This is a genomic window from Phnomibacter sp. (assembly GCF_036803085.1).
In the GTDB taxonomy this organism is placed as follows: Bacteria; Bacteroidota; Bacteroidia; order Chitinophagales; family Chitinophagaceae; genus Phnomibacter.
Map to the genome: position 1 here is coordinate 385850 of NZ_DAIRUZ010000003.1, position 14431 is coordinate 400280.

The window sequence follows — 14431 nt, forward strand, 5'->3', positions numbered from 1 at the left end:
ATTTCTCCCAATAAAAAGGCACGACGATCATTTGACCGCCGTGCCTTTTTCTTTTCCCCGAAGAAAAAATGTACTTGTATTATTCGTCAAACTTTTCCGGACGCATCATGGGGAAAAACAGTACATCCTGAATGCTCACCTGATTCATCATGAACATGCAGAGGCGGTCGATGCCAATGCCGATGCCAGAGGTTGGCGGCATGCCATATTCCAGGGCACGGAGAAAATCGTAGTCGATAAACATGGCTTCATCATCGCCACGCTGCATCAGTTTTACCTGATCTTCAAAACGCTGACGCTGATCAATGGGGTCGTTCAGCTCAGTGTAAGCATTGGCCAGTTCTTTACCATTCACCATGAGCTCAAAACGCTCCACCAATCCGGGCTTGCTGCGGTGCTTCTTGGTCAGCGGGCTCATTTCCACCGGATAGTCGATGATGAACGTAGGCTGAATAAACGTGTGCTCACTGGTACTGCCGAAAATTTCATCAATTAACTTGCCCTTGCCCATGCTGGGTGCTACATCAATGTGCAGTTGTTTACACACATCCCGCAGTTGGTTTTCATCCATGCCGCTGATGTCGATGCCGGTATTTTCTTTAATGGCATCAAAAATGCTGATGCGCTTAAACGGTGCTTTGTAGTTGATGATTTTATCGCCCAGTACCACTTCGGTAGTGCCATGCAATGCCAGCGCAATTTTTTCGAACAACTGCTCGGTTACTTCCATCATCCAGAAATAATCTTTGTAGGCCGTGTACCATTCCAGCACTGTAAACTCAGGGTTGTGGGTGCGGTCCATGCCCTCGTTGCGGAAGTTGCGGCTGAACTCATACACCCAATCGAAACCGCCCACAATGAGGCGTTTCAGGTACAGCTCATTGGCAATACGCATGTACATGGGCACATCCAACGCATTGTGATGTGTAATGAACGGGCGGGCTGCAGCACCACCGGGAATGGCTTGCAACACCGGCGTATCTACTTCAATAGCGCCTTTTTCATTCAGGAACTCACGGATGGTATTTACCAGTTTGGTGCGTTTTAAGAACACCTCTTTTACGTCGGGGTTTACCACCAGGTCGGCATAGCGCTGGCGGTATTTGAATTCGGGGTCGGTTACTTCGTCAAACACATTGCCTTCTTCATCCCGCTTTACTACGGGCAGGGGCTTCAGGCTTTTGGCCAGCAGGGTCAGGCTTTGGGCATGAATGCTGGTTTCGCCGGTTTTGGTCACAAACACAAAGCCGGTTACACCAATATAATCGCCCAAGTCGAGGCCCCGCTTTACCAGCACTTCCCACTCGTTTTTGTCTTCGCCGGGGTAGAGGTCATCGCGGCGAACGTAGAGTTGAATGATGCCTTTGCTGTCTTGTATTTTAATGAAAAACACCTTGCCCTTATCGTTGATGCTCATGATGCGACCGGCCACACATACGTTGGCATACGCATCTTTCTGTTCTTCGGAAAAGCCATCTTTGATATCGGTAGAATAGCTATTGACCGGATAAAGGGCGGCGGGATAAGGCTCAATGCCGGCAGCCTTGAGGGCGTCCAGTTTTTCCCGACGGATGATTTCCTGTTCACTCAGTTGTTGACTCATAATAAAAACCTTTGCTGGTTTGGAGGGCGGCAAAGGTAAGCTTTCGCCCATTGAAGCCGCATGTAACAAGCCATGGTTTTGTAAAAGCCCGTTCGAAACAGCAACCAGAGCAACGTTACTGTTCATGTTTTCTTAATGCCAACGTCAATATTTCGTAACACGGCGGTAACGGCAGGGTAACATGTAAAGGCAACATTTGAGAAACACAAGCCGCCATGCAAAAACGTCCGGTAGATGTGGCCGTCATCAGCGATGTACATTTAGGCACTTACGGATGTCACGCAGCGGAATTGCTGCATTATCTCCGCAGCATTCAGCCACGGCTGCTCATTCTCAACGGTGATATTATTGACATCTGGAATTTCAGCAAACGTTATTTTCCTGCTGCACACCTCGAAGTGATAAGTGAAATATGCCGGCTGGCCAGCAGTGGTACCCGTGTGGTGTACATCACCGGCAATCACGATGAACTGCTGCGCAAATACAGCGATCTAAGCCTCGGCAATTTTCAAATCACCGACAAGCTGGTGATGGAAATAAACGGCCAGATGTGCTGGATTTTTCATGGCGATGTGTTTGATGCCAGCACCAAGGGTAGTGCTAAAATATTGGCCAAACTGGGCGGCAAAGGCTACGACCTGCTCATCCTCATCAACAGTTTTATCAACTGGACGCTCAAACTTTTTGGCAAAGAAAAAATGAGCTTCAGCAAAAAAATTAAAGCCAGTGTTAAGAAGGCGGTAGCATGGATAGACAACTTTGAACAAACCGCTGCAGAACTTGCCATCGAAAAGAAATATGACTATGTGATTTGTGGTCACATACACCAGCCACAACAACGCACCATTACTACGGGCAAAGGATCGGTGCAATACCTCAACAGCGGCGATTGGGTAGAAAACCTGACAGCGCTGGAATACTACAACAACGATTGGCACCTCTATCAATACGATGAAAGAACGCCACTTGCCCCCACATTCATCAGCAAAGAAAAACCCCGCCTTAATGTAATGAGTGAGGAAGTGATGCTGTACATCCACTCACTGGTGCTGGACTATACAACCTGATATACATGAAAATATTTTATGCCGTACAAGCCACGGGCAACGGGCACATTAGCAGGGCTACGCAATTGCTGCCTTACCTGCAACAGCATGGTAAGGTAGATGTGTTTTTGAGTGGCGCCAATGCAACGCTTCCTGCACAACTGCCTGTACGATACAGCAGCAAAGGCATGAGTTTGTTTTACAGCGCCTGTGGTGGTTTGGATTATAAAAAAATGTGGCGTGAAAACAGTTTGTTCAGGGCTACCCGCGAAGCCAGAGACCTACCACTGGAACAGTACGATGTCATCCTGAACGACTTTGATTTTATCACTGCCAAAGCTTGCAAAATGAAAGGGTTGCCTTCGGTGCAATTTGGACATCAGGCCAGTTTTATGAGTGCACAAACACCACGCCCTGCGCAGCGCAGCCTCATGGGCGAACTCATTTTAAAACAGTACGCACCTGCCACGCATTATGTGGGCCTTCACTTTCAGCAGTACGATTCTTTTATCCTTCCGCCAGTCATTAAAGAATCTTTTTTGAACGCCGATCCGTTGGATAACGGACACGTAACTGTGTACTTACCTGCCTACGAACAGCACTGCCTGCTTCGCCATTTTAAGCAAATGAAACATGTACACTTTCATTGGTTTTTGAAGGACGTTGAAGCAATTGAACGGGTAGAAAATATTACCTATTTCCCGGTGGATCAGGAATTGTTCAACAAGAGTTTGATTCACTGCCACGGGCTCATCACCGGCGGTGGTTTTGAAACACCAGCCGAAGCGTTGTATCTCGGCAAACGGTTGCTCAGCATTCCCATTCGTGGGCAGTATGAGCAACGCTGCAATGCAGCAGCACTGCAGCAAATGGGTGTACAAGTGTTGGACGATGCGGACACGCCACATTTTCATCAGGACATAGCCAACTGGTTGCAACAACCACAGCCTGCTATTGCGCAGCAAGCCAATAACGTAGCACAGACAGTGGAGCATGTGCTTGCATTGGCACTACAGCAGCAACCCATGATGGTTGCGTAGCAATATAAATTGTTCGCTAAGCGTTTACAGAACCTTTAAAAAGTTTGCAGTTTGCAATGCGCAGTTTGCAGTAAAAAATTACATCGTTAGTAGCAATACCTGCCAGGCATTATTTACATGCCCTTGATGCAGCAATTGAGCCGCGTAGCGATGGCATTCTTTTTCCATCTCTTCCGGATTGTTGGCATAATACTGCACAATGTTTTTGCAGGTATCATCAGTAAAAGCCGGATCGGCTTCGGGTAGTTGCTGCACATTGGCCAGCATGCCCAAATGATTGCCGGTAAGTATGTTGCTGCTGCGGATGCTTTCGGGTAGTTGATCGATGCCAATACCCAAAGCGGTGTTGGGCTTGGGTACGGCAAACACGGCATCGCCACTGGCACGGCAGTAGTAATCGCCACCCATGCGGGCTACCAAATCTATTTTGTGGGGGTCTATTTGTTGTTGTACATTCAGCACGGCATCGTTGATGTGCATCACCAGTATTTCGCAAATGATGAGGTTGCCGGCGCCACCTTCGCTGCCAGTTTCAATCACTTGCTTTACCCGGCATTCCATTTGTACCGGGCTTTCTGCTACCCGTGGTGGTTTCACTTTTTCCGAGGGCAGTTTTGTAAAACCTGCTTTCACAAATTCATCTACACCCTTAGGATACTCGCAACTGCTCAGGCTCATTTGCTGCACCATGTTGTAGTTCACCACATTAATCACTACCTCGTTTGTTTCAAGCACATTTTCCAAGGTGTTTTTATTGGTATTGTTGCGCAGTCTGCGGGTAGCACCAAAAATTAACGTAGCCGGATTGCTGCCAAACATGTTGAAGAAACTATACGGGCTAAGGTTCACGTTACCGTCCTTGTCTACCGTGCTGGCAAAACAAATAGGGCGTGGCGATACAGCACCCACCATGTATTGATGCAATTGCATTACTGGAACTTCACCGGGTATAATTTTCATAGCAGCGATTTAAAAAGATAACATTGTTGCGATAGCAAAAGAACGGCGCAAATATCAGCACAAACGCTGTATGCTGCTGTGACTGATGTCGCCATTGGCAGCCACATTTTCCAACAACAGCAAGCCGGGTTTCATGCCGGGTTTCAGCTGGCCGTACTGCTGCTGAATGCCCAGCGCAGCAGCACCATTGTACGTTGCCCATTGCAACAGTTGCGCCAGTTGGAGCTGCGGAAACGCCGCTTGCAGCGTTTGCATTTCGGCCAGTATGCTCAGGCTGTGGTTGCTGGCCAGGCTATCGGTGCCGAGGCAAATGCGGGCATCTTTTTCTATAAACAACGGCACATTGGGCAGCGGGTTGCCAATGTATTGATTGGCCCTTGGGCAAAAGCACCAATACACAGCTTGTTGCCGTTGTTGCATGAGTGCAATATCATCGGCGGTGCTGTGGCAATTATGTACCAGCAACAGGTTGCCCTGCTGCGGCAACCAATCGGCTACATGCTGCAAACTGCTGTTGCCTTTTGGTGTAAAAAAATCGATGTTGACGCCAATGGCTTCATACAAACGCAAGAGATCTCCATTGCCTTGGGTGAGCAACATTTCTTCCGCCACACTTTCCTGATTGTGCATGCTCACCACCGTTTGTGTTTGTTGTGCAATCAACTCGTACAACTTGCCCGATACTGAATAGGGAGCATGGGGCACCACACTCAGTTGCGCAGCGGGCTGGTGTTGCTGCAATGCCTGCATGACGGCGATGCCTTGCTCAAAACGTTGCAACGCAGCTGCTGGTACAAAGCCTGATATTTCTACGAGGCTATGCCAATAAAGAGAACTGTGTTGTTTGATGGCGGCACTGTTGGCGGTATTACAAATGTCGCCCACGGCCACGATGCCATGCCCCAGCATTTGCTCGACCGCATTGTGCATAGCGTATTGTATGAGCTCTGCATCGGCTTGCCGGTTAAACATGACCTGCAGCAAAAAATCGACCATGCCTGTATGCTCGGGTATGCGCCCCAACATGTGGCTGAGTTCGAGGTGGCAATGCGCATTTACAAAACCGGGGCAAAGCCAACCCTTGAAGTGTTGCACCTCGCTGCCGGCCTGCTTCAGTGGCACTACGTCAATAATGGTGCCTTGTGCATTGGCAATAACGGCGTGTTGGGTAAGCACGGCTTCACCGGTAAAAACGACATCGGCAGTAAAACGCTGGTATTGCATGCAGCTGGTTTTGGGCAAATGAATGAGGCACAAAAAAACGACAGCCGAAGGTATGGGCAACAGATAGTTCTGCAGATGGTTGTTGATGATTGGAACCTGTCAACCATTTTACTCATCAACTTCAACCCTACTTAAAATACAACAATGCTACACCAAACAGAATCACCGATACCACAAAGCCAAACAGGAATACATAATACGCTGCATTGAGGTAGCGGTAAGTTTTGTTGAGGGCATGGCCCATGTCGTGGTTCATGTCCATCATGTAGGTGTACACTGCTTCGGGGTTGGCAATCATCTTGAACATTTCAGCGTGGTATTCTTCACGGGTCATGCGGGTGTAGTTGCCAAAATACAAGAGGTCGGTTTTGGGTTCGTTGTGCATGTCCCAATACGGTTTGCGGCCACGCCGCGGAATGGTAGCCAGCAATGCCAGCACAATGGTGCTGAGGTTGCACACCGTCATTACTATCACCGGAATGCGCAGATACGGAAATTCATCAATACGGGCCGCTACCGTGGTAAACAGCACCGACACAATGATGGTGTTGATGGAGATAAGAATGTTGGCCTTGGTATCGGCGCGGCCGGTTAAATCGAAGTTGGTACGAATGAGCAAGCGAAACATGGTTTCTACCCCACGGCTTACATTGGCATAGGGCAGTTGTTGTTGCTCTTCTTCTTTTTTCAGGCTTTTTTTGCCCAGCGATTTGTGCAACTGCTCCAGGTGAAAGCGTTTGACCGGCTCCAGTGTTTGCTGTGCAAAAGGCGTATGGTACTGATGTTTTTCCAGCATGCCCAGCTGCAGCATTTTCCACTCACGGCTGCTGATGCTGCGGTGTTGCAACCATTCCATTTCTTGCTGCAGCAGTTTGCTTTTGATATCCCAATCGGCGCTGCCATAGTCGAAGTGAATAGCATCGTGCAGCAACAGTTGAGCTTCAGTTGGCTGTACGGGCAAATCGTAAGCGGCCAGAATGCATTGCGTTATTTGTTGGGTAGTGGCTTCGGGTACTTGCTGTTGGTGCAACCATTCTTTGGCCAGCATGGCCCCAAACGATTCGGGGTGTTCTGTTTGCCGTTGCAAAAAACCGAGGGCATGAAACCAGGCCGCCAGCTCTGCTATCAACATTGTTTCATACGCTGTATGATTGGCTGCCGCAATGAGGCGGATACGCTCCACCGTTTGGGTAAGGTACCCGTGGTGGTGGTAGCATAAATCTGCAGTTTGTTGCTGCTGATACAACTGCTGAATGTGAGCCGCAGTAGCCTGCCTCAGGGCTTCCAACTCCATACACAAATGATTGATTGGCCCCGAAATTAAGTTGAATGCGAACGGGCAACTATGCCATTCGTCAGGTTCTGAAGTTTGATAAAGATTTCTTTACAAATCGCCGAGCTGCGGTCGTATTACCAGGTCTTCTATGCAAGCCTGCGGACTCAGTTGCGACGCTGTTACCACCAGCTTGGCAATATCGTTGGCTTCCATAATGCGGTCGGGCGACACACCGCTGCCCGCCCAGCTATCCGTCCATACGGCACCGGGCATAATGTTGGTTACTTTAATGCCGAAGGACTTCATTTCTTCCCGCAGGTTTTGACCAAAACCCAGCAGGGCAAACTTGCTGATGCTGTAGCTGCCACCATTGCTGTATGCCTGCAATGAGGCAATGGAACACATGTTGAAAATGTGGCCGCTTTTTCGCTCCATCATACCGGGCAAAAGAGCACGGGTAAGATGATAAGCTGATAGCAGATTTACCTGCAACATTTCTTCGAGTGTGCCGGCAGGTTCGTTGTGAATACTGCCGGGCAAAAAATAACCCGCATTGTTCACCAACACATCGGGTATGCCTACATGTGCCGGCAACCAATCGCCCAAGGCTTGCACCGCTTGTGCATCGGCCAGATTGCAGGCATAGTGTACAATGGTTTGTGCAGGATAGCGGTTGCGCAAGGTATCAGCCGCATTGGCCAAGGGCTCTGCTTGTTTGGATACAAGCACCAGCAGGTTCGGTTCGCTGGCGGCAGCAAATTGTTCGGCGATGGCGAAACCAATGCCGCGGCTGGCACCGGTGATGAGGATAATCATGCGAAATGAAACAGTTTGATGGAAGCAATGTAGCTTGCGCAAATATCGGTGATACCTGCTATGGTCGGACGACATACCACTAACTTAAAGCAAATGAGAAAATTTCTAAGGTTCTGTTTTGACAAATGGTGGCGACCAATATTATTTTGGTTTGCGTGTTGTTTGACATTTGGACTTTCTGAAATTTTTAGAAAAAGGATATTGGGAAGCATAGCTTTCCCATTATTTGGCCTTGGATTACTCACTGTTTTCATTTCTGCGATTTATCTTTTTACAAGAAAAAAGTGGTGGACAGGTTTATTGAGTTTAGCAATTTTCGGTGGGACAATTGCTGCTTTTATTTTTTATGCAATAGCAATGTTTTTTATTGAACAAGGACGACCTGACGAATGGGCAAATAATCTACAAATTCCCACAAACATCCAGCTTAACGAACCCGTTGATCTTGATTTCGGAAAAAATAAACCAGACAGCATTACAAATAGAGCCGTAAAGCAAACAGACTTTCAGTTATACAATTCATTTCAACCAGGTTTGTATGAATTTGACTTTTGGACTAACAAAATAGAAAGTGGAACAATTTATTTGAAGGCGTTTGAAATCACACAAGAGTATGCTTTATCAACTGACAGGCTTCCAATGACAAGTTTGGTTAAAGTTTATAACCCAACAGATAGCATTAAAAAATTTGGAACAACTTCGCATTTTACTATTTACGAAGGAGATTGGGGACAGCCATATGCCGCTAGATTTGAAATTTGGTTTAAGCCCGGCAATGGCGGACAAGAAAGAAAGTTATTTAGCAAGAATTATAAAATAGAAGGATGGATGCGATAAAGACCACCATAGCAGGTAATATCGACTTGATAATATGGCGGTTGAAGTTCTTCTATGCACATTTGTGCAAGGCTCAAGAGTTGTAATTCTATTGAGTATTTGTCCTAAAAATCAGCCACATACCAAAGCCGAAAACCATAAGCACCTCTTCCATCTATGAAATACCAGCACCTGTTTTTCGACCTCGATCATACCCTGTGGGATTTTGAAGCCAACAGCCACGACACGCTGCACGAAGTGTATCACCACAACCGCCTGCACGAAACACTCACCCCCGATTTCAATGCTTTTTTTGAACGCTACTCCTACCACAACAAACGCTTGTGGGATCGCTATCATCATGGCTTCATTAAGCAAGAAGAACTGCGCTGGAAACGCATGTGGCATGCCTTGTTGGAGTTTAAACTGGGCGATGAAAAACTCTCCAAACTCATGAGCCAGCAGTACCTGGAAATACTGCCTACCAAAACCAAACTCTTTCCGTACACGATTGAAATTATTGAGTACCTGAAAGGGAAAGGCTATCAGCTGCACCTCATCACCAACGGATTTGAAGAAGTGCAGTTGGGCAAATTGCGCAATAGTCAAATCGAGCATTTTTTTGGCGAAGTGATTACCAGCGAAAGAGCCATGTCGCTAAAACCGCACAAAGAAATTTTTGACTATGCCATGCAGCAAACCGGTGCTGCCACGCACAACAGCATTATGATTGGTGACAATCTCGATGCCGATATCAAAGGCGCCATGGATGCCGGATTGGATACCATTTTTGTCAACCACATTCATGAAAAAACCGACCTGCAACCCACCTATATCATTCATCATTTGAAAGAGTTGGAGGATATTTTATAAGCGGTGCAACAGCTGCTTTATGTACAATTTTATGCCACCCCTCCGGAGTTAGCAATGCAGTTGGTTTTGGATGCTGCTATAATCATTTCACCCCTTCGGGGTTTTGTGCTTTTGATTTTTAATTCTTACAAGCTTCACCCCTTAATTGTTTTGATAACCAGAAGACATAAACAATGCAGAACACCCAATCCCGAAGGGATGGCATTATTATAGCGCAGTTACATGTAACGATTGGTTGAACCCCGAAGGGGTGACAGATTACCTCCCAATACCAATCGATATAGCTATTTCATCTATTGTAAACCGTTAAAACGGTTTAAGCTGTTGATGGTTTGCTGCTAGCCCACGGTTTAAACCGTGGGCTATGAAATGGCAATGACTACGACCAATGGTTTAAACATTTTCACTACTTCGGGTTTGTGCAATAGGCAAGTATATCAAATCGATATAGATACAGCAAGCCCACCTTGGGCAATAAGATGGCATTGATGACTGAAAATCGGTATCAATCTTTCTTTCTCAGCGCATTAACATTAAAAGCTGCATCTTCGCCGCGGATTAGCAAAAGCTAACTCCTGTTGTTAAGGTGTAGCCTGGCAGCGTTTTTGGCAAATTTTCATTCACCACTTCTCCAGTGGATGTGCCATCCAAACAGCTCCCATTTCATCATTGGCAACGCCGATTATCTCACATTATTTAAACAAGAAACGACAAGTGAAACATGCTTTGTGCATGCTCCACCTGCCTACCTGGTTATGAAAACATTTGACCAAATGGGTTTGATAGACCCACTATTGAAAGCCTTGCAACACGAAGGCTACACAACGCCCACACCCATTCAGGCACAAGCCATTCCGCACTTGCTCGAAGGCCGCGACCTGCTCGGTTGTGCCCAAACAGGTACCGGAAAAACAGCCGCTTTTTCGCTGCCCATTTTGCAATACCTGCATCAACAGCCGGCAAAGGCGTCGCACAAAAAAAAAATTCGTGCCCTCATATTAACACCTACCCGTGAGCTGGCCATTCAAATTGAAGAAAGCCTGCAGGCCTATGGCCGAAACCTGCCCCTGCAGCACCTCGTTATATTTGGTGGTGTGGGCCAGCAACCACAGGTAAATGCATTGCAGCGTGGTGTAGATATTCTCGTAGCTACACCGGGCCGTCTGCTCGATTTGATGCAGCAGGGTTTCGTGAGCCTGCACCAACTGGAAGTATTTGTGCTGGACGAAGCCGACCGCATGCTCGACATGGGTTTTATTCACGACGTAAAAAGAGTGATTACCAAACTACCTGAAAAAAGACAGAGTTTGTTTTTCAGCGCTACCATGCCGCCCGATATTCAGGCACTGGCCAATACCATTTTGACCAACCCGGTAAAAGTGGAAGTAACGCCTGCCAGCTCAACGGCCGATACCATTGAGCAGTTCATTTACAACGTGAGTAAAAAAGACAAGCCTGCATTGCTGCAACACTTGCTGAAGCAACATGCTGAAATAAAAAGTGTGCTGGTATTTACCCGCACCAAGCATGGCGCCGACCGGGTGGTAAAAGACCTGATGCGGGTTGGTGAAACAGCTGCCGCCATTCATGGCAACAAAAGCCAGAATGCCCGTCAGCTGGCCTTGCAAAATTTTAAGAAAGGCGTGATACGGGTGTTGGTAGCTACAGATATTGCTGCCCGTGGTATCGACATCGACGATCTCGGTCATGTCATCAACTTTGAATTACCAAACATTCCCGAAAGCTATGTCCATCGCATTGGCCGTACCGGTCGTGCAGGTGCCAGTGGTGTGGCATTTTCTTTTTGCGAAGCAGAAGAAAGAGCTTACCTGAAAGACATTCAGAAACTCATTGGCAAGCAAATACCGGTGGTGCAAGATCATCCGTTTGTGGGCAACGCCAATGCGGTGCATGTAAAAGCAGAACAGCCACGTCAGCAGCATCAACAGCGCCGCCAACAACAGCCAGCACGTAACCAGCAACAAGGTCAAAGGCAACAACAGCAACGTCCGCCAAGACCGCAGCAACAGCAACCTGCTGCAGCCCAGAAGGAAAAACCTGTAGCTGCTCAGCAAGCACCCGTGCAAAAGCCGAAGCAGCAGCACCAGCGGCCGCAGCCACGCCCGGCACAGCAGCCAATGGCAGGCAACGGACAGGTACAGCAAAGCAATGCGCAGCCACCGGCACGTAAGTTTAAAAAGCCAACTGGTGCTCTCACCATGCCGCCCAAAAAGGAAGTAGTGAAAGACGATTTCAACAGCAAGCATGTGGCACCTGTAACGCCACTGTTTAACGACGATGATCGTTGGTAAATACACCGCAGTGTTGTACCCACATCACTGAAAACAAAAAACCTCACAGCATGCTGTGAGGTTTTTTTATTCGTAAAAATGATAAACTGCAATACAAGAGCGTTACCATTCGGCCAGCACGGTTACACCGCCTTTTACCATTTCACCCATCTTCACTTTTACCCGTGCATTCAATGGCAGCAGTAAGTCTACACGGCTGCCAAATTTGATGAAGCCCATTTCGTCGCCTTGCTTTACCTGCATGCCTTCGCTCAGGTAATTGACAATGCGGCGGGCCAGGGCACCGGCTATTTGTTTCACCAAAATTTCGTTGTGGCCCACCTGATACACCACACTGTGGCGTTCGTTTTCGGTGCTCGATTTGGGATGCCAGGCAGCCAGGTATTTGCCTTTGTGGTATTTGCTGTACACCACTTCGCCGGTTACGGCATTGCGGTTTACATGCACATTCAACGGGCTCATGAAGATGCTTACCTGCAAGCGTTTGCCTTTGAAGTATTCTTCATCCACGGTTTCTTCTATCACCACTACTTTGCCATCGGCGGGGCAAATGATTTTTTTATCGTCGATGGTGAGCTGGCGGCTGGGCAGGCGGAAAAAAGAAATGATGAAGAGCCACAAGCCAAACGTAACAATGAAAATGAGGAGCGACAACACGGGGTATTGCTGGCTGAGAAACCACACCGATAAACCGTTGATGGCGCCTAAAATGAGGGTGGCAATGCCAATGCTGGCAAATCCTTCTTTATGAATGGTCATGAAAAGTACTGGTTATTGTGAACGGCAAAAGTAATGGTTTGCACCGTTGAACCTGAATGATTGCGAATGCTGTTTTTGGTTGTTGGTTTGGTGTTTATTGTTCATTTGTCCGGCGGCCTGTACACGTGTGAACGGTTTTACAGACTTTGTTGTAGCAAAATCATACGCTGCCTAAAACATCAAACCAAAAACGACAAACCCGAAACAAAAAACCGAATTACACATCGAACAGCTACGTGGTGCTTCTTGTTCTGAACTTGTTTGCATCCAATACAGAAAAGGCTTTCAGCAAGGTTGTATTGTATTGTTGAAGAATTTGGTGCACCAACGCTGCTTTTATTTGTGAGTGTGCTTCCATCATTTTCACCAATAAAATGCCATTGTTTGGAAGCTGCAAACGAATCACCAATTCTCCAAAATCCTTATCCTCGGTTATGAGCAAAGCTTGCTGTGCAAATGCAATGGCTAAAACATCTTTGTCTTTGATAGCGGGGTTTTGTTCGCTGATGGCATATACCTCAAAACCAGCGTTTCTGAGCGTTGTGGTAATGGCGTAATCCACGCATTCATCGGTAACAATGGCAATGCTGTTAGTCATCAAAAAACCATTACTTTTTCATGCGTAGCATTGTCTGCTGCATACAGTAGTGCAGCTCTTATAGCTTCAACGGAAAGCCTTGGGTAGGCTTTCAATAGTTCTTCTTCTGAAATGCCATGACCTAGTTTTTCCAAGATGAGGGCAACAGGAATCCGGGTTCCTTTAATCACTGGTTTACCAAACATGATTTCCGGATTATGTTCAATGTATGTGTTCCAGTCCATGGCATTCTTTTTTTAAAATTACTCAAATATTTTCACCACCAACCACACAAACGGTGTAGCTATCAGCAGGCTGTCGAAGCGGTCGAGAAAGCCACCATGACCGGGCATCATATTACCGCTGTCTTTTACACCTGCACGGCGTTTCAGGTAGCTTTCAAATAAATCGCCCAACGTGCCCATTACTGCAGCCGTAGCAGCAATGGCGGCTGTTATTTTCCAATCGGCTTTCAGCCACCACACAGCTACACCTGTAACCACTACCACCGCCAGCAGCGCCCCGCCAATAGTGCCTTCCCAGGTTTTCTTCGGCGAAATTTTACTGAGTGGTGTTTTGCCAATCATCGATCCAACAATGTAGGCCATGGTATCATTAATCCAGATGGAAGCAATGAGTAGCATAGGGTAGAGCCAGCCAAAATCGCCCAGAAAACTGTTCATGTTTTGCTGCCGCAATGACAACATAAAACCAATGCTGAGGCTGATGTAAAAAACACCCAAAAAAGCGGATACAATGGTGCCGGTAGATTTGTTCTTTCGATCGGTAAACAATCCATACAGAAACAGTACTTGCCCTGCTATGATGGTGACACCAATGCTGCTACCCGAAAGATGGTACCCGTTGATTTGAAACGCATCACCACATTGCAACAGTACTACACTGTAGCCCACCAATATCATACCCACACGGCTTAAAAAACTATAAGTAGTCTGCTGAATTTTTTCCTGCAGATTGAAATACTCCCACCAGCACCCTACATGAATGATGCTGAAGAGCAAGAGAAAACTCCAGTGGTTCCAAAGCAAACCACCGAGCATAATGATGACAAACACAATGGCACTAAGTGCCCGGGTTCTGAAAACTGCTGCATTGAGTGCCATACTAA

General features: G+C 47.1%; 14 protein-coding genes. 5 read left to right on the forward strand and 9 right to left on the reverse strand.

Going from position 1 to position 14431, the window contains the following annotated elements; all coding sequences use genetic code 11:
- Positions 1 to 79: 79 nt before the first annotated feature.
- Positions 80 to 1603: a lysine--tRNA ligase gene (gene lysS / locus V7Q13_RS08645; protein ID WP_333800284.1), complete on the reverse strand. Its 1524-nt coding sequence runs from the start codon at positions 1601 to 1603 to the stop codon at positions 80 to 82.
- A 215-nt stretch (positions 1604 to 1818) separates the two neighbouring features.
- On the opposite strand from lysS, the gene V7Q13_RS08650 reads away from it, so the two are divergent.
- Complete coding sequence (locus V7Q13_RS08650) at positions 1819 to 2670, forward strand: UDP-2,3-diacylglucosamine diphosphatase (RefSeq protein ID WP_333800285.1); 852 nt, start codon at positions 1819 to 1821, stop codon at positions 2668 to 2670.
- 5 nt (positions 2671 to 2675) lie between these two features.
- Complete coding sequence (locus V7Q13_RS08655; protein WP_333800286.1) at positions 2676 to 3689, forward strand: glycosyltransferase family protein; 1014 nt, start codon at positions 2676 to 2678, stop codon at positions 3687 to 3689.
- A gap of 78 nt (positions 3690 to 3767) precedes the next feature.
- Here the strand turns inward: V7Q13_RS08655 and V7Q13_RS08660 are convergent, their stop codons facing one another.
- The 4 genes from V7Q13_RS08660 to V7Q13_RS08675 form a co-directional block, all read right to left on the reverse strand.
- Positions 3768 to 4649, reverse strand: coding sequence for a flavin reductase family protein (locus tag V7Q13_RS08660; protein WP_333800287.1), 882 nt, complete (start codon positions 4647 to 4649; stop codon positions 3768 to 3770).
- A gap of 54 nt (positions 4650 to 4703) precedes the next feature.
- Positions 4704 to 5873 (reverse strand): amidohydrolase family protein, encoded by a 1170-nt coding sequence (locus tag V7Q13_RS08665; RefSeq protein WP_333800288.1) that lies wholly within the window; start codon positions 5871 to 5873, stop codon positions 4704 to 4706.
- Between the two features lie 127 nt (positions 5874 to 6000).
- The gene (locus tag V7Q13_RS08670) at positions 6001 to 7167 is read right to left on the reverse strand and encodes a Pycsar system effector family protein (RefSeq protein ID WP_333800289.1); all 1167 of its coding nucleotides are present in this window, start codon (positions 7165 to 7167) and stop codon (positions 6001 to 6003) included.
- Between the two features lie 90 nt (positions 7168 to 7257).
- The gene (locus tag V7Q13_RS08675) at positions 7258 to 7965 is read right to left on the reverse strand and encodes an SDR family oxidoreductase (protein WP_333800290.1); all 708 of its coding nucleotides are present in this window, start codon (positions 7963 to 7965) and stop codon (positions 7258 to 7260) included.
- Between the two features lie 93 nt (positions 7966 to 8058).
- Between V7Q13_RS08675 and V7Q13_RS08680 the strand changes: the two genes are divergently transcribed.
- From V7Q13_RS08680 to V7Q13_RS08690, 3 genes are all read left to right on the forward strand, one after another.
- Complete coding sequence (locus tag V7Q13_RS08680; protein ID WP_333800291.1) at positions 8059 to 8802, forward strand: hypothetical protein; 744 nt, start codon at positions 8059 to 8061, stop codon at positions 8800 to 8802.
- A 156-nt stretch (positions 8803 to 8958) separates the two neighbouring features.
- A complete protein-coding gene (locus tag V7Q13_RS08685) occupies positions 8959 to 9654 on the forward strand; it encodes a YjjG family noncanonical pyrimidine nucleotidase (protein ID WP_333800292.1) in 696 nt (231 codons plus the stop codon).
- Between the two features lie 755 nt (positions 9655 to 10409).
- The gene (locus V7Q13_RS08690; protein ID WP_333800293.1) at positions 10410 to 11966 is read left to right on the forward strand and encodes a DEAD/DEAH box helicase; all 1557 of its coding nucleotides are present in this window, start codon (positions 10410 to 10412) and stop codon (positions 11964 to 11966) included.
- Between the two features lie 102 nt (positions 11967 to 12068).
- On the opposite strand, the gene V7Q13_RS08695 is transcribed toward V7Q13_RS08690, so the two are convergent.
- From V7Q13_RS08695 to V7Q13_RS08710, 4 genes are all read right to left on the reverse strand, one after another.
- A complete protein-coding gene (locus V7Q13_RS08695; RefSeq protein WP_157475926.1) occupies positions 12069 to 12725 on the reverse strand; it encodes a phosphatidylserine decarboxylase family protein in 657 nt (218 codons plus the stop codon).
- A gap of 232 nt (positions 12726 to 12957) precedes the next feature.
- A complete protein-coding gene (locus tag V7Q13_RS08700; RefSeq protein WP_333800294.1) occupies positions 12958 to 13323 on the reverse strand; it encodes a DUF5615 family PIN-like protein in 366 nt (121 codons plus the stop codon).
- The gene (locus V7Q13_RS08705; RefSeq protein WP_157475928.1) at positions 13323 to 13547 is read right to left on the reverse strand and encodes a DUF433 domain-containing protein; all 225 of its coding nucleotides are present in this window, start codon (positions 13545 to 13547) and stop codon (positions 13323 to 13325) included. The genes V7Q13_RS08700 and V7Q13_RS08705 overlap by 1 nt, the downstream gene beginning before the upstream one ends.
- 18 nt (positions 13548 to 13565) lie before the next feature.
- Positions 13566 to 14426, reverse strand: coding sequence for a phosphatidate cytidylyltransferase (locus tag V7Q13_RS08710; protein ID WP_333800295.1), 861 nt, complete (start codon positions 14424 to 14426; stop codon positions 13566 to 13568).
- Positions 14427 to 14431 lie beyond the last annotated feature (5 nt).

Bases quoted from the DNA above. Each gene is read 5' to 3' on its own strand.
- V7Q13_RS08710 (WP_333800295.1), bottom strand. From the start codon at position 14,426: ATGGCACTCAATGCAGCAGTTTTCAGAACCCGGGCACTTAGTGCCATT.
- V7Q13_RS08650 (WP_333800285.1), top strand. From the start codon at position 1,819: ATGCAAAAACGTCCGGTAGATGTGGCCGTCATCAGCGATGTACATTTA.
- V7Q13_RS08690 (WP_333800293.1), top strand. From the start codon at position 10,410: ATGAAAACATTTGACCAAATGGGTTTGATAGACCCACTATTGAAAGCC.
- V7Q13_RS08680 (WP_333800291.1), top strand. From the start codon at position 8,059: ATGAGAAAATTTCTAAGGTTCTGTTTTGACAAATGGTGGCGACCAATA.
- V7Q13_RS08685 (WP_333800292.1), top strand. From the start codon at position 8,959: ATGAAATACCAGCACCTGTTTTTCGACCTCGATCATACCCTGTGGGAT.
- V7Q13_RS08695 (WP_157475926.1), bottom strand. From the start codon at position 12,725: ATGACCATTCATAAAGAAGGATTTGCCAGCATTGGCATTGCCACCCTC.
- V7Q13_RS08660 (WP_333800287.1), bottom strand. From the start codon at position 4,649: ATGAAAATTATACCCGGTGAAGTTCCAGTAATGCAATTGCATCAATAC.
- V7Q13_RS08705 (WP_157475928.1), bottom strand. From the start codon at position 13,547: ATGGACTGGAACACATACATTGAACATAATCCGGAAATCATGTTTGGT.
- lysS (WP_333800284.1), bottom strand. From the start codon at position 1,603: ATGAGTCAACAACTGAGTGAACAGGAAATCATCCGTCGGGAAAAACTG.
- V7Q13_RS08675 (WP_333800290.1), bottom strand. From the start codon at position 7,965: ATGATTATCCTCATCACCGGTGCCAGCCGCGGCATTGGTTTCGCCATC.
- V7Q13_RS08670 (WP_333800289.1), bottom strand. From the start codon at position 7,167: ATGGAGTTGGAAGCCCTGAGGCAGGCTACTGCGGCTCACATTCAGCAG.
- V7Q13_RS08655 (WP_333800286.1), top strand. From the start codon at position 2,676: ATGAAAATATTTTATGCCGTACAAGCCACGGGCAACGGGCACATTAGC.
- V7Q13_RS08700 (WP_333800294.1), bottom strand. From the start codon at position 13,323: ATGACTAACAGCATTGCCATTGTTACCGATGAATGCGTGGATTACGCC.
- V7Q13_RS08665 (WP_333800288.1), bottom strand. From the start codon at position 5,873: ATGCAATACCAGCGTTTTACTGCCGATGTCGTTTTTACCGGTGAAGCC.